Origin of the sequence: Prevotella sp. oral taxon 313 (genome assembly GCF_003043935.1) — a bacterium.
In the GTDB taxonomy this organism is placed as follows: domain Bacteria; phylum Bacteroidota; class Bacteroidia; order Bacteroidales; family Bacteroidaceae; genus Prevotella; species Prevotella jejuni.
This window is the reverse complement of the sequence record NZ_PYXE01000001.1, coordinates 2,700,631-2,719,749: the sequence shown is the minus strand read 5'-3', so window position 1 is coordinate 2,719,749 and position 19,119 is coordinate 2,700,631. Positions and strand designations below refer to the sequence as shown.

Genomic DNA, 19,119 nt, shown 5'->3' with positions numbered 1-19,119 from the left:
ATAGCATCTATAGGAATACTAAGCAGTACCTATAGATGCTATTTTCTTAGATATAAAGCACAGACGCATCGAATGAACGGACGTCTTTCACGCAGGTGTACATCATCAGCTCAGAAAGTTCTTCGTTCATTTTCTTTACCTTCTCCTCTACTCCCTCAGCTCCTTGTTGCAGTAAAGGTTTGAGGATACCTCTGCCGACAGCTACGGCATCAGCCCCTAACGCTAATGCTTTGTAAGCATCATAACCCGTATCAATACCGCAGTCGACGAAGATAGCGATTCCACTTCCCGCTAAGCTTGCCTTTATCTTAGGCAGAACCATTAGTGGCGCAATGCCGAAAGGTATTCTACCATGGTGATGAGAGACAACAATTCCAGCACAACCTGCCTCCTTACACTTCATGGCGTCTTGCACAGACAACACCCCTTTGGCTACGAAGGGTACGTTACCAGCGGCCTTCACATACTCTTTTAGATCGGAGAGCATGACCGGCCCGAGTGGAATACCGTCTACAACGTCATATCGTCCGTCTGTTCCTGGGACATGGTCGATGTCTACACCAACAGCTATCGCACCTTGTTCGATAGCAAACCGAATCTCATCTAAAATAATACTATGGTCAGCGAACGGTTTAATAATTCTCACTGTCCGTGCCCCTTCAGCTGCGATTTCCGCATACTCATCGTTGGGCTCCATACCAACCCAGTTCACTGTCTTTAGCTTCTTGGCTGCACGAGCATACTCTAACATCGGTTTCTTACCATCTTTCAACACCTTATTCAAATGTGAGAAGGCTGGCATCATAATCGGTGAGTCGAACTCTTCACCGAAGATGACCGTCTTCAATGATGGTTCGATGGCATCAATAACACGCATCTCAACATGGATAGAATCCAAGTAGTTGCGGTTAAACACATTAGCATCATCAGCTCTGCCACTTGTTACGGGTATCATTCCCGCCGGTCCTGGCCATGGACTCTTTACATTATCATTCATATTTTTTCTGTTTAAGAGCGAAGGTGTGAAATAGTGAAGGCGGTTGAGACGAAAGTTCAGTGACCTCATGTCCCATTCATATATTCACTTCTTCCACTCCCTTCTTGTCCCTATAAAACTATTGTCTTTACTTCTTTTGCTTCTTTTCATCCCTTAACCCCTTACCAATATCGCCTTAACTCCTTAAATTCCCTATATCAAGAATAATGTTATCAACGTATATACTATCATCGCCACAAGGATGAAGATAGAGATAAAAGCCGACATAAAACTTTTGTCATCCTCATCGTTACAAAGACTTTCTATCTGTAGCGGGACTGGGAAACCTGTTGGACAAGCAAAGTAAAGGAGTACGCCAACGAAAAATATCTTCACCTTCATCAATCCAGGGAACAAGAGTAAAAAGCCTACTACAATAGTGCCACACAACATTAGACGCACCAGTGTCAATGTCAATAGCGGTTTAAGCTGCCCCGTTCGTAAGTGGAAACCGTAGCCGAGGGTGAAGAGGATTATGCTTGCAATAGGTGACATCGCCATATCCATCGTACCATCATATATATTGTTCAAGCCATTCTCCGCCAACCATTGGTATAATCCCAACAGATTAACAACGATACCAACGACAACAGCTATGATGAAGGGAGCACTAATAATCCGCTTTGCCAATGGTAGAAAAGACACGTCTCTTGACGTTTGACGCATGATGAGCACCGGAACAAGTCCAAAGTTGATGAGGATTCCAGCCACATCAAAGGTGATAATGTTCACTGCATGTTTTGCTCCTACAAGTGCTATATAAAGTGGTAGGGCAACGCTTCCACCCTCACAGGTCATTAGTAAGAACGGTGCCAAACGGGCATAACGTCCACTAATAGGGTTAGCTATGCTCTTTCCTATCAGATAGACAAGAATCCAAGCGACATCTAAGAAGAGTATTTCATATATGAAATTTGTAGATAGTTCGGCCTTCACAAGAACGTGAAAGACCAACAACGGGAATAGAATATTAAACACCAACGACTTCGCTCCTTCGTTCTGTTCAGCCGTCACCCACCCTCTTCTGTGGCTTGACCAGCCGAGAAACATCATAAAGAAGACAGGGAAAAGTATTTCGATAGCTTTCATCTATTTGTCGATTATTATCCTTTTTGTATTTGTTACAATGCACAAATATAGATAAAAAGCATGATACTACCAAACGAAACAATGCTTTAAGCGTAATTAAAGATTGTCTTCACGAATAGTATGTATTCTCTTTTTCTATTTAGTGTGACAGGATTAGCCTTATTTGGGCCTATTAGTCAAATAAGCTATTTAGTCTCCCCAAGACTATTGGGCACTATCTAATTAAGCCTTATTTGGGGCTTATTAGCCTAATAAGCCATATAGCCCCAAGACTATTAAGCGCTATCTTATTAGCCTTATTGGGGCCTATTAGGCCAATAAGCCCAATAGTCCCCAAGACTATTAAGCACCATCTTATTAGCCTTATTTGGGCCTATTAGGCCAACAAGCCATAGCCCTTTAACACCTAAGAAAGCCCTCACCTCCTATCCACCACTCCCCCAATCGATAGAAGAGAAGTCCCCCCTCATTGATTTTTTTTCATGAAAAAAAATATTTCCTTTCATGAAAAAAAATATTTTTCTTCATGAAAAGAAATACTTATTGTCGTGTAAATAATTCGTAATCGGTTATTGGCTGCATGGAAAAAGACAAAGAAATGTCCTTCTCCACACGCCCTATTCGTATTATTTCGCAGGTGTCATGACAACCTCAGCATGGTTGCCAGCAGCCAAGATCTGCTTCAGATAAGCTGCAAGCTTAGCTGGAGTAATAGCCTCAACAGTCTTCTTATAGTTTGTCTGGAAGTCTACACCTGTCCAAACATACTCATCGAGGATATCCATCCAATGCCCATTATTCTTAGCAGCAAGCTCAGCATCCTTCAGCATGAAGTCCTTTACCTTCTGCACCTTATCGGCATCCATCTTCACTGTATTATCCTTTATTCCCTCAGCAAGAAGCTTCAGAGCGAGGTCGGACTTAGCTGGATCCATAGGACAATATGCTTGAATGACAGCAGTAGACTTATTGCCAAGACGACGCAAAGAGCCACCTGCGCTTACAGAGTAGGCCGCACTGGCATCCTCACGAATGCTCTTCAAGTAGACCATTGAGAGTACTTGGGCTGCAGCACTGGTAAGAATTTCGTTCTCAAGAGTGTAAGCCATTGGCGCATGCCAGAACTCGAAGGCAATAGCCTTTGGTGTTTCAGACTTACGAGTGAACTTATTAACCACGTTACCATTCACGTAGCTTGGTACTTCCTTCCATGTTTCAGCCTTGCCCTTAGGCAGAGAAGCGATATACTTCTCTATCAATGGGCGCAGAGAAGACTCATCGAAGTTACCTACAAAGTAGTAAACAAACTGACCAGGGTTGGCAAAACGCTCCTTCCAAATCTGTAAGATACGGTCGTAGTTAACGTTCTTCAAGGTGTTCAGCGTCATTGGGGCGAAGCGTGCTTCATGGCCAAAAATGGTCAAACTAAGCGAATCACTGAACACACTCTCAGGTGAAAGGTCCTTATTCTTCAGCCCTAATTCCAACTGTGCCATCATTGCCTTGTAAGAAGCCTCATCCTTTGCAACATTCGTAAAGTTAAGGTAAAGCAACTGCATCATCGTCTCTATGTCCTTAGGAACACATGAACCACCTACTGACTGATAGTAGCTTGACAAGCCACAGCTCATAGAAGCCTGCTTACCAGAGAGTGCTTTCTGCAGTTCCTGACGTGAGAAATTACCCAAGCCACTATAACCGATGACAGCCTCGAAGAGCTGTAAGTTACTGAAATCAGCCTTGCCATAGAGACCCTTACCGCCCTTCGCTAAAGCCTGGAACTGAATTTCATTATCCTTGAAGTTGGTCTTCTTCAGAATGACACGTGCTCCATTGCTCAATGTCAGTTCCTTAAAACCAAGCACTTTGTTCTCCTTCTCGCTAACAATCTTACCAGCCTTAGGTAGCTTCTTCTCGTCGAGTAGTGGCTCCTGCTTTACGTTGTCAACGTAAGGTTCAATCTTCTCGGCACGTACAGCATTAATGGTTTGTGCCATCTGAGCCTCAGTTGGGTAAGTAGCACCCGCTTTATCCTGTGCAAAGATATATGCAACGAAGTTGCTGTCCTTGTCAGTGATGAGTTCCTGCGCATACTTATTGATAACATCAACATTCAATGCAGGCATCTCAATAAGCTGCTTCATGATCTGATAATCGTCCTCCTTGCTTGGGATAGGTTCGTTAGAAAGATAGTGATCACGAAGTTCATCACCATACTGAGCGTTCTTCACCTTGTTACGATTAACGTAAGCAGACTCCAACTGAGAGAGGTATTCAGCCTTCATACGGTCGTATTCGCCTGCAGTAAAGCCATAAAGACGAACGCGCTGTGCCTCACGATAGATAGCAGCAAGGGCTTGGAGGTCCTTTCCTTCCTTAGCATCTGCAGCCATACTGAAGGCAGCCTTTGGTTTTGAAAGCATGTAGTCGCCATCCTCAGAATAAGCACCAGTGAAAGGACAGTCGGCTTTCTGTGCCAATTCAGCGAGTCGCTGATTGAGCATCATAGTGATGATGTTCTTTGCGTAAGAGTCTACATAGTAGTACATATCGCCCTTCTGTGCGTCAGGGAAGGCGTCATGCTTCATGCTGAAACCTACCTGGCTGTAAGGCAACTCCTTGTCCTTACCAAACACGTAAATAGCATCTTTCGTGTCAGGCACAGCCTCTTCTACAACCTGTGCAGCATTAGCAGGAACGGTAGAGTTAGCCCAAAGCTTCTTAATCTCGTTCTCGGTATGGTCTACATCGACATCACCAACAACGATGATACACTGGTTGTCTGGACGATACCATTTCTTATAATAGTCGCGAAGGTCCTGATAAGGGAACTTATCGACAATGCTCATCAAGCCAATTGGCATACGATGACCATACTTAGAATTAGGATAAAACTTCGGTAACACGTCATCGTAGATACGCATCACTGGTGAACGGCGTAGCTGCCACTCCTGATGAATAACACCACGCTCCTTATCTATCTCCTTATCAGCCAATGTCAAGCCATTTGACCAGTCCTTAAGAATTAACAGACAAGAGTCGAGCGCAGTCTGACGAGCTGTAGGCACGTCACAAATACGATAGACCGTCTGGTCGATACTGGTGTAAGCATTCAAGTTACTACCGAACTCCACACCGAGTGAACGGGTGAATTCGAGGAGCGTAGAGTCAGGGAAATGCTCTGAGCCATTGAATGCCATGTGCTCAAGGAAGTGTGCCAAACCACGCTGTTTGTCGTTTTCTTGAATAGAACCCACACGCTGCGCAATGTAAAAGTTGGCTACATGCTCTGGCCATTCATTGTGAAGGATGTAGTAAGTTAAGCCATTGCTGAGCTTACCTTGTCTTACATTCTTATTCACAGGGATAGGCCCCATCTGCTGAGCAGAGGCCAAACCAGTGACAAAAAGTAAGACGATTAAGAATAAATGTTTGACTTTCATCTTAAACGTTGTTTGTAATTTAATATTAGTTTAATGGCACAAAGATACATAAAAATCCGTTACGCAATTCGATTTTATCCTTTTTTTACATGTTGATGGGCATCAATAAAGATTATTCTGATAGTAAGTCGGCTTGTTGACGCTCATCATACTGGATATTACGGGGGTGATGTTCGAGAATTTCCTGTCGTAGCGTGGAGGTATCAATATGGGTATAAATCTCTGTTGTTCCGATACTTTCGTGTCCCAACATAGCCTGTATGGCACGTAGGTCGGCACCGCCTTCGAGCAAGGAGGTGGCGAAGGAGTGGCGAAGAGTGTGAGGAGAGATAGTCTTTTTGATACCTGCTTCGAGTGCATAGCGCTTTATCATGATAAGTATCATCGTACGTGTAAGATGGTGACCACGCCGATTAAGGAAGACATAATCCTCCTCGCCAGGCTTAATCTTCATCTCGTTACGGTCAGCAAACCAGTAGTTTAGCTCGTCTAAGGCTCGTGGTGAGATCGGAACTAAGCGTTCCTTCGACCCTTTACCCATCACTCTTATATACTGTTCGTCGACATATAGATTGGATAACTTTAGGTTTGTAAGTTCTGACACACGTAGTCCACAAGAGAACAAGACCTCGATAATGGCACGATTGCGGTGTCCCTCCCACTTCGTCAGGTCTATTGCCTGCTCTAAAAGGTCGACTTCTGCTGTGGAGAGCACCTCTGGTAAGTGGTCAGGCTGCTTGGGCGACTCTAATAACTCAGTTGGGTCAACCTCTAAATAACCATCAACAACAAGAAAGCGGTAGAACTGTCGCACCCCACTAAGGATACGTGCCAATGAACGAGGACCAATGCCAAGGTCGGAGATAAAGGCTGCGAAATGTTCTAAATCTTCTAATTTCACATCTAACACATCGACCTGCTCTAAGGCAAGATAGCGTAAGAGCTTATCCACATCACGCAGATAAGCATCCAACGTATTAGCCGAGTAGCCTTTCTCTAACTTCAGATAACGGCGGTAACGACCTACAATATCTTTTGAATTCTTGCCTGTTTCCATTTAATTTCTTATTTTTGCATACTGCAATTTATATGCAAAGATACATCAAAAAACGATATTTGAGAAGAAAGAGATATGAAAGTAATCATTATTAATGGTCCCAACTTGAACCTGTTAGGGGTGCGTGAACCTGAAATATACGGTAGTATGTCTATGGACACCTTCCTTTCACAACTGCGAGAAAGCTATCCTAACTGTACCATTGACTATTATCAAAGTAATATCGAGGGCGAACTCATCAACAAACTACAGGAGACTGGCTTCTCATATGATGGCATTATCCTCAATGCTGGGGCTTATACACATACAAGTATTGCGCTTTTAGATTGCATCCGCTCTCTACAAACGCCAGTGATTGAGGTGCATATCAGTAATGTTAACGACCGTGAGGACTTCCGTCGACACTCAATGATTGCCCCTGCCTGCAAGGGTACGATTCAAGGCTTTGGTCTTAACAGCTACAGATTGGCTATAGAAGCATTGTCACTCCTATAACCTTTCAATACTCATCATCACTATCATCACCCATGCCAACAACCAACACCTATACTTCCCTCACCGATGAGGCGGGCTGCGATGCCTATCTTGCCTCGCATATCGACCCAGAAGGCGATTATCTTTACCGTCTTTATCGTGCCACAAACATCCATACAATACATGGACGTATGGCAAGTGGTCATCTGCAGGGGCGTCTACTAAAGATGCTTGTACAGATGATACGTCCTAAGAATATCCTCGAAGTGGGTACTTTCAGTGGCTATTCGGCTATCAGTATGGCTGAAGGATTAGAGGAAGGGGGCAAACTCTATACCTTTGAAATCAATGACGAGATGGAGGATTTCACACGTCCTTGGATTGAAGGGTCGTCTGTTGCCGACAAGATTGATTTCCGTATCGGTGACGCTGCAGAAGAGGCTCCCAAGTTAGGGATTATATTTGATATGGCTTTCGTCGATGGTGACAAGCGCAATTATACAGAGGTATATGAGAAACTACTGCCTATCATCCGTTCTGGTGGCTATATCCTCGCTGACAATACACTGTGGGATTGGCACGTCATTGACCCAGCCTACGACCACGACCATCAAACGATTGGTATCCGACAATTCAATGACTTCGTTGCCAAAGACGACCGTGTAGAGAAGGTTATACTGCCCCTTCGTGATGGGTTAACGCTGATTAGGAAGAAATAAAGCCCTCTCCTGTCTTAGTATCCACCCTCCCTACCAAACATACCGACCATTAACACCTAACATTAAACACCCAACACCCAACACTAAAAGTTTGTGTATTCTTCAAACTTTCAGTACCTTTGCAGGATAAAACAATAAATAGATAAGACAATGCAAGAGACAAGACAAAACCGCATATCACGCCTCCTTCAAAAGGAGTTAGCAAGTATTTTCCAGACACAGACACGTATGATGCATGGTGTTTTGGTTAGTGTAACACGTGTTAAGGTAAGCCCAGACCTCAGTATCTGTACCGCCTACCTCAGTATTTTCCCATCTGAAAAGGGAGACGAAATACTGAAAAACATCAATGCCAATGAGAAGACTATCCGTTACGACTTAGGCCAGCGTGTGCATAATCAGCTGCGTATCATCCCTGAACTACGCTTCTTCATTGACGACTCCCTCGACTACTTGGAGCGTATTGATGAGTTACTAAAGAAGTAGAAGGTGGGTGATGGGTGTTGAATGTTGGGTGTTGATGAATTGTTGATAAGTATTAAGAGGTAGGTGTTGACGATTAGTAAATAGGTACCTAAGCCTATTCAGAAATCCACCACCCCCAGTTATCAATTCATCAACACCCAACATTCAACACCTAACACCCATCACCAAACACCCATCACACCCAACACTCTACACATCATCACCCAACATTCAACACCTAACACCCATCATGAACTTCCCTTTTTACATTGCTCGACGTTACCTCTTCTCAAAGAAGAGCACACATGCCATTAATATCATCAGCCTCATCTCAGTACTCGGTGTGTCGGTGGCAACAATGGCATTGGTCGTTGTATTAAGTGGATTCAATGGATTCTCCGACCTTGTTGCATCATTCTTCACCAACTTCGACCCACAACTGAAGATTGAAGCTGCTAAAGGTAAGGCCATGACTGCTAATGATCCCTTGCTCCTTAAAGTGAAACATCTTCCTACTGTAGAGGTTGCAACGGAGTGTGTTGAGGATCAGGCCTTGGCTATCTATCACGACAAACAGGCCATGGTGAACGTGAAGGGAGTAGAAGATAACTTCGACTCGCTGACTCATATCAGTAATATTCTTTATGGTGATGGTGATTTCAGACTCCATACTGCTAACTTGCAATATGGTGTCCTTGGTATTAGACTGGCTCAAGACCTTGGTACAGGAGTAGCTTGGCAGGACTACTTACACATCTATGCGCCACAACGTGAGGGACAGTATGATGCCTCTAACCCTACAGATGCCTTTGTAAAGGACTCTTTGATATCCCCAGGAGCACTCTTTCAAGTGAAACAGATGAAGTATGATAAGGGATATATCATCACCTCCCTCGATTTCGCACGTCGTATCTTCAACCGACAAGGAGAGATTACTTCACTTGAGTTACGCATGAAACCGGGTGTTGACATTGATAAGGCAAAGAACGAAATACAGACCCTTCTCGGCGATAAATACAAAGTATTAGACCGCTACGAGCAACAGGCTGACACGTTTAACATCATGCGCATTGAGAAACTCTTTGCCTATGTCTTCCTTACTTTCATACTTATGGTGGCCTGCTTTAATATCATTGGCTCACTTTCTATGCTCATTATTGATAAGAAGAATGACGTCATCACCCTGCGTAACCTCGGTGCAACGGATGGTCAGATACGCCGTATCTTCCTCTTTGAAGGTAGGATGATTTCCGCTGCTGGTGCTGTCATCGGTATTGCACTCGGCTTATTACTTTGCTGGTTACAGCAGACATACGGCCTTGTACAGCTTGGTGATCAAGCAGGAAACTTTGTTGTCAATGCCTATCCTATTAGCGTTCACCCCGAAGACATCGTTACTATCTTCTTTACTGTTATCCTTGTGGGCTGGCTCTCCGTATGGTATCCTGTACGTTATATGAGTCGTAAACTGACGAAAGAATGACAATAGCAGCATACATAACCTGCACTTCTACCGCAAAACACGAGTAGTGATTATCACACTTACGCATAACTAAACATCTAAACAATATGACTGAGAACCTAAATGACAAGATTATTATCTACCAAAGTGAAGATGGTAAGACCCAACTTGATGTGACGCTGGAAGGAGAGACCGTATGGCTTACACAGGCACAGATGGTTGAACTATTTCAAACAAGCAAGCAGAATGTAAGCCTACACATCAACAACAACCCGCAAAAACGACGGACGAAAGCAATGCACTCTTTGATGTTGTGGTAGACTATACATATACTCTTGACACACTCGATAAATATGATATCTTATTAAAAAGTTTCATCTATCAAATCTATCCGACGCCATTAACACATCATAATCGCCCTCATAGTTATCCTTATCGTTTAACTTTTTACATGAAGTCCTTTACGTTATATAAGGAATAAACCAATGAGCTATTAAGATATTTCTCATCTATTAAATAACAACTATAAACCTAAACAACATGACTGAGAACCTAAATGACAAGATTATTATCTATCAAAGTGAAGATGGAAAGACTCAACTTGATGTAAAGTTGGAAGGAGAAACCGTGTGGTTAAACACGAAGCAAATGGCAGAACTCTTCGATAAGGAAGAATCAAACATACGAAGACACGTAAACAATGTCTTTAATGAAGCAGAACTCCCACGAGAGAATAACGTGCATTTTCTGCACGTTAATGGTGTTAAAAAGCCAGTTCCTTTTTATACTCTTGATGTTATTATATCCGTTGGTTACCGTGTACATAGTCACAGAGGGGTACGCTTCCGCCAATGGGCTAACTCTGTTCTTAAGCAATATCTTGTCAAAGGCTATGCTATCAATGAGAACATACGAAAACAACAGATTGCTGAACTGCGCCAACTCATACAGGTCTTAGGCAGAGCCATTCAGCAGCAACCTGCAAAGACGACGGACGAAAGCAATGCGCTCTTTGATGTTGTGGTGGACTATACCTACGCACTCGACACACTTGATAACTATGATTACCAGCGACTCCATATCGCTAAGACCACCAAAGAAGAACCTTTCCATGCCACATACGAGAATGCTATGCACGAAATAGATGTTCTTCGACAGAAGTTTGGTGGTTCTGTACTCTTTGGTAATGAGAAGGATGATTCCTTCAAAAGTTCTATGGGACAAATCTATCAGGCTCCATTGACATATAATAATTATCCTTATCGTTTAGCTTTTTACTTGAAGTCTTTTACATTATATAAGCAATAAATCTATGAGCTATTAAGATATTTCTCATCTATTAAATAACAACTATAAACCTAAACAATATGACTGAAAACCTAAACGACAAAATTATCATCTATCAAAGTGAAGATGGTAAGACTCAACTTGATGTGAAGTTGGAAGGAGAAACCGTGTGGCTTACACAGGCACAGATGGTTGAACTCTTTCAATCCAGTAAAGCAACGATTAGCGAGCATATAAAACACATCATAGAAGATGATGAACTCGATGCTAACTCAACTGTTCGGAAATTCCGAACAGTTCAACAAGAGGGCAAACGGCAAGTTTCTCGTATAGTCGCTTATTACAATCTTGATATGATAATATCCGTGGGATATCGTGTAAATACAAAACGTGGTATCCGTTTCCGCCAATGGGCAAACTCTGTTCTTAAGCAATATCTTGTCAAAGGCTATGCTATCAACGAGAACATACGAAAACATCAGATTGCAGAACTGCGCCAACTCATACAAGTATTAGGCAGAGCCATCCAACAACAACCTGCAAAGACAACGGACGAAAGCAATGCGCTCTTTGATGTTGTGGTAGACTATACCTACGCACTCGACACACTCGATAACTATGATTACCAGCGACTCCATATCGCTAAGACCACCAAAGAAGAACCCTTCCATGCCACATACGAGAATGCTATGCACGAGATAGATGTTCTTCGACAGAAGTTTGGTAGTTCTGTACTCTTTGGTAATGAGAAGGACGATTCCTTCAAAAGTTCTATCGGACAAATCTATCAGACCTTTGATGGCACGGAACTATATCCGAGTGTGGAGGAGAAAGCGGCTATGCTTCTCTATCTTGTCACCAAAAACCACTCGTTCAGCGATGGTAACAAGCGCATTGCAGCTACCCTCTTCCTCTGGTTCATGAATAACAACAATATTCTCTATCGTCCCGATGGATCCAAACGCATTGCTGACAATACGCTCGTTGCCCTCACGCTGATGATTGCAGAGAGCAAAACAGAGGAAAAGGATATAATGGTAAAGGTTGTGGTGAACCTTATCAACCAAGCCAATTAACCCACTCTTCAATAACAACTTATGAAACTTTTAGCAAACAGATAGGAGTATATCAAAAAATAATTATTAACTTTGTCGTAAACATAAGAAGCAAAGTATGTCAAGAGAGGAAACAAATCAAATACGCTACATCATTGCTTTAATAGCAGAGTTTGCCAAGAAATTTAATCTTGGTCAGCGACAGGCATACAATTACCTTAAACGTTTTAAGGGAATAGACTACCTAATGTCCTTTTATGATATCCTACATACGCAATCCTTTGAAGATGCTATTCATGATATCTCTATCATCTGTGAGAGGGATGGTGGTACACTAAAATATCAAATCCAAACTAATAAAACCATAGAACTGACCAACGAACAGATTGATATGATGAAAGAGGATATATGTGCAGAACTTATAGCCTTATTGATGAAAGACAAACATTATACTATGTCCGAAGCTATTGATATGCTCTATAACTCTGACACTTACAACCGTATTCAAGACCAGTCAACAGGATTATATTATCAAAGTCCCGGCTATACATACGCTTTTCTACAGCAGGAATTAATGACTGGAGACTATCGAAGGTAAATGTTATAAAATACATAGAGAACAAAGCAAATCTATAATATAGAGTTTATTATATGCTTTTTCACCCTAAACTAATAAAATCATAGTATAGAAACGGGTCATTGAAGAAAGTTTTTTATATATTTGCAACAGAGAACAAAAGCACAAGCCAATGAGTTGACAAGAACGTGCCAATTACTAATTATAACAAAAAAAAGGAACAATGAAAAAGACTATTACAATCTCATTACTTGCTGTAGCAGTAATAAGCGCTACGTTTATTTTATCATCTTGCAGCTTCAAAAATGATGATGATAGGATTATTGAGTGCTGGCCACCACCTGTAAGAATTGACCTTTCAAGGGTATTTACTAATGGCATACCTAAAGAGGTGGATAGTATGACTATCCAAACAGATGACAATGGATTGGTTACAGGCATAAAGACTAAGAATGAAACGGTATCTTTCAAATACAATAACACAAAAACACGTACTTTTGTAATCCCAAATGTCTTCATGAAAGTAGAACATAATGGAGATACAACGGTCTACATAATGTTCCTGGGCAACAATGGTTTTGTTAGAGGATGCATGAGGGAACAAAAAGAAAACACAAAGGAAGATACATGGAGGTTCACTTATAACGATAATGAGCAACTAATTAATATAATCCATTCAGCAGATGACTACAAAGAATTTACTTTGACTTATAAAGATAGCAACATCTCTGAAATAGAGACAAAAACTATCGTTTCACAAACAACAACAAGAAAAAAAGACACTTGCAAAGTTGCTTATACCTCAGATACAACCCCTACTCCTATAGTGAACAAGGGCAACATTATGCTTTTTAATACAACGTTTGGAATTGACATGGGTGCAATTAAATACGCCTACTATGCAGGATTACTTGGAAAAGCAACAAAGAACTTGCCTGTACAGCTTATTAATAAGAACGGCAACAAAAACAACTTTACGTGGACTGTCAATAGTAATGGTTTCCCAACAGCAATGACAAGCGGTAGCCATCAATACAAGTTCGGGTGGTAAAAAACGAGTTCTGTATCATTACATATAATTATCATCACCCTTCTATATAGTACACTCGGAAAGTAATTCTATAGGGGGGACTTTCAAGCCATAGCTCTCAGACCATACATCACACTGGTCTGAGAGCTTTTCTTTTGCTTTCTACTCCCCAAACTCATATCTTTACCCACGCAAAAGGGTATAAATACACAGATTACTACATAGCTCGTCCTTGCAAGGCGAACAACGAAACAGTATCTTTGCAGCAGAAATCACAAATTATTTTCATGAAAAAAAATATTTTTCTTCATGAAAAGAAAGATTTATTTTCACGTAAATAATTTCTTTTTTTCATGAAAAGAATTCAGCCCAAGCCTAAGATTGTAGAGGATAGCCCTACATTCTATAGAACTATGGCACATAGAAAAGAAGATTATTAACCCTTTAATATATACATAAAGTTATGACTGTAAATTACAAACTATTAAGAACAAGCGGTAAGCTGGCTAAGCGTACACCACTGAGAATAGTATCTATCAAGAAAGACGTAACAGGTATAGAGAGCATCTGTCAGCGTATCCAACAGGCTACTACATTCACTACTGCCGACATTCTCGGTACTATCTCAGCATTGAAAACAGAATTAACAGAAGAATTAAAAAGCGGGAATACAGTTCATATACCTGGTTTCGGCTTCTTCTCCCTTGCCCTAAAAGGCAATATCTACGAAGACCCTAAGACGCATCGACACTACCTCCATAATGCTGCGGTACGCAAAATAAGGTTTCGCCCCGATAAGGATTTCTTTGAAGCTTTGGGAGATATAGACTTTGACGACAAAACCTATAAGGACGGTACACCCTCTCTTCCCATGAAAGCAGCTGTTAACGCTGCATTAAAAGAGTTGTTTGATAAGAGTCCGATAATAACCGTTAACGACCTCCGTCGCCGTCTGAACCTTTCTACAACCTACGCCTATCAACTTACAGCACAGTTAGAACGTGAAAAGAAAATCATCAACATTGGCTCACGTTACCGCAAGATCTATAGAAAGACATAGGACGAAAAAATACATACAAGCGACCCCTATCGCCCCGTACAAAGTAACCTATAATGTATAAAATATCTTCTGTATACATTATCTATCAGAAGAAAATATTATCTTTGTAGAAACATAAAAACTAACAACCTATGTTTGTAACAGCACAATTAACACTTAACAGTCATCATTATGACGTTGAACTGCTCAATCAGAGTCACACCATTTCACAGAATAGAATGATCACCACAGACATACCCTGCCTGCTGACGTGCAGTTGTTTAGATTGATGAATACGCCTGTTGACAACCTCATTTAGGAATTAATGATGAAGACAGAAAGCACTCCCACTGCTGAGAGACAATTAGAAATACATGAAAAATGGAAAAGAAAAGAAGAACAAGGAAGAGAATTATCCTTCAAATAGTAATGTGGACTTGTATTCTGTTCTCTGTGGGTACTTGCACACGTTATATTATATGGGTTTCATTGCATAGAGCCAAGCCTAACAACCAACCAAAGTATTCATCAAAAGAAGAATCTTATTTCAAAGAGTTGGAGAAAAGGGATAATTGGAGGGATTTAGATAGATACATCTATAATATAAATGAAAAAGGAGAACCTTTGCCCAATGATTCTGTTTTTCTTAACAAGGACTATGCATATTCATTCGGTGTGGATATTGAGGATTCTACAACTTTCTATTCTTTACCAGCAAACACAGAAGACACTATTGCCTTATACTTATATAATCATGTGGTTGACAGAACACCTCAACTACGAAGAATAGAAATAATATTCAATTATGAAGAAGAATTAGATGAACGGGCAAGTATTGGACATTCTCGCAAAAGTGAATATGCAGTTCGTGGGAAAAAACTTGTTAAATTAAAACACGATATGGAGTAAAAGCACCAGTTAGCAAAGAAATATATAGCTGTTCCAAGACTTCAATGCTGAACAGTCCTTTTTATCTGGTATATGACTGGTAACACATTAGTAATCGATATGAACATATACATGTGTTAAGTATGAGAACGAAAAGAAAAACAAGAAAAAGGAAGAGAATTATCCTTCAGATTCTAATGTGGACCTGTATTCTCTTCTCTGTGGGTACTTGTACACATTATATTCTGTGGGTCTCATTGCATAGAGCTAAGCCTAACAACCAGCCAGAGTATTCAGCAAAAGAAGAATATTATTTCAAGGAGTTGGAAAAAAGGGATAATTGGAAGTCTCCAAGTAGATACCTTTATAATATTGATAAAAAAGGAGAAGCATTAGTCAGTGACTCTGTTTTTCAGAACAACCCCTATGCATATTCTCTTCGTATTGAGATAAAAGACTCCACAACATTCTTTTCGTTACCAAGTAAAACTGGAGATACAATTGCCTTATATTTATATAATCATGTAGTTGACAGAAATCCTGAACTACAGAGAATTGTCATTGGTTTCTCTTATATTGAACGAATATACGAACGAGCAAGTATTGGACACTCACGAACAGAAGAGTATGTAGTCCATGGCAAAAGGCTTGTGAAATTAAAACACGATATAGAGTAAAAGCATCAGCTAACAAAGAAACATATACATATTCCAAAAATTCCATGCTGAAAAACTCGTTTTATCTGGCATAAGATTGACAACACATTTGTAGTTAATAAGAACATAGATATATATCAAGTTTGGGAAAGTAAAAAAGATAAAGAACTAAAAACCTCGCATAGAAACACAAAAAAGCCATTCCCAACCCTTTACAGAGTTTAGGAATGGCTTTTATTTATTGATTAGTCCTCAGACTGTTTTTATCCAATCCACTTCACATAAGCGAAGTCCTGACGATGTGGCAGGAGGGCATTCTTAGGATACATACGTACAGCGTATTTATAAGCACCTGCTACAGTTGCATCGAAAGTAGCTTCGAAGGTATAGTGATTACCCTCTGTCTTCACCATCTTGAATGGGATAACCTTATGGATGTTTACATCATCAACAGGTGCATTCTTCAAGAATACCAACTCAAGACCTACTGCATCGTTCAAGCCCTGCTCGTCGATAACGTAAGTAACCTTAATCTTATGACCTGTAGAAATATCCTGCAATGCATCTTCATTCTTAGAAACAACATAGATGCTGTCCCAACGCTCAGCAACAGACTCCTTCCAAAGAGCAATCTCCTTAGCAAGTTTATTGTCGTTAGCCTCGAGCTTATGAGAACGCTTAGCCTGACTCTCATAGAACTTGTCATAGTAGTCATCAAGCTGACGCTTCATTGTATAGTGAGGAGCGATAGTTGCAATAGAGTTCTTTACAACCTTTACCCAATCCTCAGAATAGCCATCTTGATTCTTATTGAAGTAGAGAGGAGCAATCTCATTCTCAAGCAGACCGTAGATAGTAGCTGCATCGAGCTGATCCTGATAGCCCTGGTTCTGATAGGTACGCTTCTCTGGCAATGCCCATCCAGCACCCTCACGGTAGCCTTCAACCCACCAGCCGTCGAGTACTGAGAGGTTAACAACACCATTCATCTCTGCTTTCTCACCAGATGTACCACTTGCCTCGAGTGGACGAGTTGGTGTATTCATCCAGATATCAACACCAGAAACGAGACGACGAGCCAACTGCATATCATAATCCTCAAGGAAGATAATCTTACCGAGGAACTGTGGCATACGTGAAATCTCAAAGATACGCTTGATAAGTCCCTGTCCTGCACCATCAGCTGGGTGAGCCTTACCTGAGAAGAAGAACAGAACTGGACGCTCTGGGTTGTTTACAATCTTCTCCAAACGCTCAAGGTCAGTGAAGAGCAAGTGTGCACGCTTATACGTTGCAAAGCGACGACAGAAACCAATCATCAATGCGTTAGGGTTGATACGCTCAAGGATAGAAACGACCTTAGCTGGGTCACCCTGGTTGCGGAGCCACTGCTTGGTGAACTTATCACGGATATACTTGATAAGTTTCTGCTTCAATGCCATACGTGTCTCCCAGATTTCTGAATCTGGAACATTATAGATTGCGTGCCAGATAGACTCGTTACTCTGGTCGCTCATGAAGCTTTCATCAAAGTACTTGTCGTAAACTTTACGCCACTCTGTTGCGGTCCATGTTGGGAGGTGTACACCATTGGTTACATAACCTACAGCATTCTCCTCTGGGAAGTAACCCTTCCACAATGGAGCAAACATCTTCTGACTTACCCAACCGTGAAGCTTTGACACACCATTGACCTCCTGACAGGTGTTACAAGCGAAGGTACTCATACAGAAACGCTCGCTGTGATCATCAGGATTGGTACGACCCATACCGATAAACTCATCCCAAGAGATACCGAGCTTTGCTGGATAATCACCCATATACTTACCGAAGAGTTCCTCGTCGAAGTAGTCGTGACCTGCTGGAACTGGAGTGTGAACGGTATAGAGTGATGAAGCACGTACAAGCTCCATAGCCTGATTAAATGTCAAGCCACTCTCGATGTAGTCGCAAAGACGCTGGAGGTTGCAAAGTGCTGCATGACCTTCATTGCAGTGATAGATATCCTTCTTGATACCCAATTTCTTCAAAGTAAGAATACCACCGATACCGAGCAGAATCTCTTGCTTCAAACGGTTCTCCCAGTCACCACCATAGAGAGAGTGGGTGATAGGACGGTCGAACTCAGAGTTCATATCGTTGTCTGTATCGAGCAAGTAAAGCTTAATACGACCAACGTTCACACGCCATACAAGTGCGTGTACCATATAGTTGCGGTAAGGTACATCAACAACAACCTGATTGCCGTTCTCATCAAGCTCTCGCTCAATAGGAAGAGAGTTGAAGTTCTGTGCATCGTACTTAGCAATCTGCTGACCATCCATAGAAAGACTCTGTGTGAAGTAGCCAAAGCGATAGAGGAAACCTACAGCACAGAAGTCTACGTTAGAGTCAGAAGCCTCCTTTATGTAGTCACCTGCCAAGATACCAAGACCACCAGAATAAATCTTCAAAGCCTGGTTAAGACCAAACTCCATACAGAAGTAAGCAACAGAAGCACGCTTTTTATTAGGCTTAACGTCCATATAAGTACGGAACTTCTTATAGACATCACTCACCTGCTTCATCAGCTTTTTGTCCTTTACGATAGCTTCCTTACGGTCATAGCTAAGACGCTCAAGGAGCTGGACAGGATTATGTCCAACCTCTTCATAGAGTTCCTCATCAAGAGCTTTGAACATGTTGCGTGCTTCGTAATTCCATGCCCACCACATATTGTGAGCAAGCTCATCAAGACATGCCAGTTCCTTTGGCAGAGTTGACTTTACAGTTACCTCTTTCCACTGAGGTTCGTTGGAATAATCTGATTTAATTTTCATAACTTATTATAGTTTTGACTGTT

General features: G+C 41.5%; 14 protein-coding genes and 3 pseudogenes. 12 read left to right on the top strand and 5 right to left on the bottom strand.

The window, feature by feature from the left end:
• Nucleotides 1-46: 46 nt before the first annotated feature.
• The 4 genes from AXF23_RS10615 to xerA form a co-directional block, all read right to left on the bottom strand.
• A complete protein-coding gene (locus AXF23_RS10615) occupies nt 47-997 on the bottom strand; it encodes an alpha-hydroxy-acid oxidizing protein (protein WP_107625280.1) in 951 nt (316 codons plus the stop codon).
• Nucleotides 998-1,189: 192 nt separating this feature from the next.
• Entirely contained in the window at nt 1,190-2,125 is a 936-nt protein-coding gene (locus AXF23_RS10610) for an AEC family transporter (RefSeq protein WP_107625279.1), read from the bottom strand.
• Nucleotides 2,126-2,751: 626 nt separating this feature from the next.
• Nucleotides 2,752-5,568 (bottom strand): M16 family metallopeptidase, encoded by a 2,817-nt coding sequence (locus tag AXF23_RS10605; protein WP_107625278.1) that lies wholly within the window; start codon nt 5,566-5,568, stop codon nt 2,752-2,754.
• Nucleotides 5,569-5,680: 112 nt separating this feature from the next.
• Entirely contained in the window at nt 5,681-6,625 is a 945-nt protein-coding gene (xerA, locus tag AXF23_RS10600) for a site-specific tyrosine recombinase/integron integrase (RefSeq protein ID WP_107625277.1), read from the bottom strand.
• Between the two features lie 75 nt (nt 6,626-6,700).
• On the opposite strand from xerA, the gene aroQ reads away from it, so the two are divergent.
• The 12 genes and pseudogenes from aroQ (at nt 6,701) to AXF23_RS10535 (ending at nt 16,298) form a co-directional block, all read left to right on the top strand.
• Nucleotides 6,701-7,120: a type II 3-dehydroquinate dehydratase gene (gene aroQ / locus AXF23_RS10595; RefSeq protein ID WP_107625276.1), complete on the top strand. Its 420-nt coding sequence runs from the start codon at nt 6,701-6,703 to the stop codon at nt 7,118-7,120.
• Between the two features lie 32 nt (nt 7,121-7,152).
• Nucleotides 7,153-7,818, top strand: a complete 666-nt coding sequence (locus tag AXF23_RS10590) for an O-methyltransferase (RefSeq protein ID WP_107625275.1) — start codon at nt 7,153-7,155, stop codon at nt 7,816-7,818.
• Nucleotides 7,819-7,968: 150 nt separating this feature from the next.
• The gene (rbfA, locus tag AXF23_RS10585; protein WP_004361056.1) at nt 7,969-8,304 is read left to right on the top strand and encodes a 30S ribosome-binding factor RbfA; all 336 of its coding nucleotides are present in this window, start codon (nt 7,969-7,971) and stop codon (nt 8,302-8,304) included.
• 229 nt (nt 8,305-8,533) lie between these two features.
• Nucleotides 8,534-9,766, top strand: coding sequence for an FtsX-like permease family protein (locus AXF23_RS10580; RefSeq protein ID WP_107625274.1), 1,233 nt, complete (start codon nt 8,534-8,536; stop codon nt 9,764-9,766).
• An 86-nt stretch (nt 9,767-9,852) separates the two neighbouring features.
• Nucleotides 9,853-10,103: pseudogene (locus tag AXF23_RS10575) on the top strand (hypothetical protein); the annotation flags it as partial.
• A gap of 182 nt (nt 10,104-10,285) precedes the next feature.
• A pseudogene (locus AXF23_RS10570) lies at nt 10,286-10,978 on the top strand (virulence RhuM family protein); the annotation flags it as partial.
• Between the two features lie 134 nt (nt 10,979-11,112).
• Nucleotides 11,113-12,108 carry a virulence protein RhuM/Fic/DOC family protein gene (gene rhuM / locus AXF23_RS10565; RefSeq protein ID WP_107625272.1) on the top strand — a complete coding sequence of 332 codons (996 nt, stop codon included), beginning with the start codon at nt 11,113-11,115 and terminating at the stop codon, nt 12,106-12,108.
• A 97-nt stretch (nt 12,109-12,205) separates the two neighbouring features.
• Nucleotides 12,206-12,427: pseudogene (locus AXF23_RS10560) on the top strand (DUF3791 domain-containing protein); the annotation flags it as partial.
• Nucleotides 12,428-12,887: 460 nt separating this feature from the next.
• On the top strand, nt 12,888-13,715 hold the full coding sequence (locus tag AXF23_RS10550) for a DUF4595 domain-containing protein (RefSeq protein WP_107625271.1): 828 nt from the start codon (nt 12,888-12,890) through the stop codon (nt 13,713-13,715).
• A gap of 442 nt (nt 13,716-14,157) precedes the next feature.
• Nucleotides 14,158-14,754 carry an HU family DNA-binding protein gene (locus tag AXF23_RS10545; protein ID WP_107625270.1) on the top strand — a complete coding sequence of 199 codons (597 nt, stop codon included), beginning with the start codon at nt 14,158-14,160 and terminating at the stop codon, nt 14,752-14,754.
• 360 nt (nt 14,755-15,114) lie between these two features.
• Nucleotides 15,115-15,642 carry a hypothetical protein gene (locus AXF23_RS10540; RefSeq protein WP_107625269.1) on the top strand — a complete coding sequence of 176 codons (528 nt, stop codon included), beginning with the start codon at nt 15,115-15,117 and terminating at the stop codon, nt 15,640-15,642.
• Between the two features lie 122 nt (nt 15,643-15,764).
• Entirely contained in the window at nt 15,765-16,298 is a 534-nt protein-coding gene (locus tag AXF23_RS10535) for a hypothetical protein (RefSeq protein WP_107625268.1), read from the top strand.
• A gap of 242 nt (nt 16,299-16,540) precedes the next feature.
• Here the strand turns inward: AXF23_RS10535 and glgP are convergent, their stop codons facing one another.
• On the bottom strand, nt 16,541-19,096 hold the full coding sequence (glgP, locus tag AXF23_RS10530) for an alpha-glucan family phosphorylase (RefSeq protein WP_107625267.1): 2,556 nt from the start codon (nt 19,094-19,096) through the stop codon (nt 16,541-16,543).
• Nucleotides 19,097-19,119 lie beyond the last annotated feature (23 nt).

Bases quoted from the DNA above. Each gene is read 5' to 3' on its own strand.
- AXF23_RS10550 (WP_107625271.1), top strand. From the start codon at position 12,888: ATGAAAAAGACTATTACAATCTCATTACTTGCTGTAGCAGTAATAAGC.
- rhuM (WP_107625272.1), top strand. From the start codon at position 11,113: ATGACTGAAAACCTAAACGACAAAATTATCATCTATCAAAGTGAAGAT.
- AXF23_RS10610 (WP_107625279.1), bottom strand. From the start codon at position 2,125: ATGAAAGCTATCGAAATACTTTTCCCTGTCTTCTTTATGATGTTTCTC.
- aroQ (WP_107625276.1), top strand. From the start codon at position 6,701: ATGAAAGTAATCATTATTAATGGTCCCAACTTGAACCTGTTAGGGGTG.
- AXF23_RS10545 (WP_107625270.1), top strand. From the start codon at position 14,158: ATGACTGTAAATTACAAACTATTAAGAACAAGCGGTAAGCTGGCTAAG.
- glgP (WP_107625267.1), bottom strand. From the start codon at position 19,096: ATGAAAATTAAATCAGATTATTCCAACGAACCTCAGTGGAAAGAGGTA.
- AXF23_RS10590 (WP_107625275.1), top strand. From the start codon at position 7,153: ATGCCAACAACCAACACCTATACTTCCCTCACCGATGAGGCGGGCTGC.
- rbfA (WP_004361056.1), top strand. From the start codon at position 7,969: ATGCAAGAGACAAGACAAAACCGCATATCACGCCTCCTTCAAAAGGAG.
- AXF23_RS10540 (WP_107625269.1), top strand. From the start codon at position 15,115: ATGGAAAAGAAAAGAAGAACAAGGAAGAGAATTATCCTTCAAATAGTA.
- xerA (WP_107625277.1), bottom strand. From the start codon at position 6,625: ATGGAAACAGGCAAGAATTCAAAAGATATTGTAGGTCGTTACCGCCGT.
- AXF23_RS10605 (WP_107625278.1), bottom strand. From the start codon at position 5,568: ATGAAAGTCAAACATTTATTCTTAATCGTCTTACTTTTTGTCACTGGT.
- AXF23_RS10535 (WP_107625268.1), top strand. From the start codon at position 15,765: ATGAGAACGAAAAGAAAAACAAGAAAAAGGAAGAGAATTATCCTTCAG.
- AXF23_RS10615 (WP_107625280.1), bottom strand. From the start codon at position 997: ATGAATGATAATGTAAAGAGTCCATGGCCAGGACCGGCGGGAATGATA.
- AXF23_RS10580 (WP_107625274.1), top strand. From the start codon at position 8,534: ATGAACTTCCCTTTTTACATTGCTCGACGTTACCTCTTCTCAAAGAAG.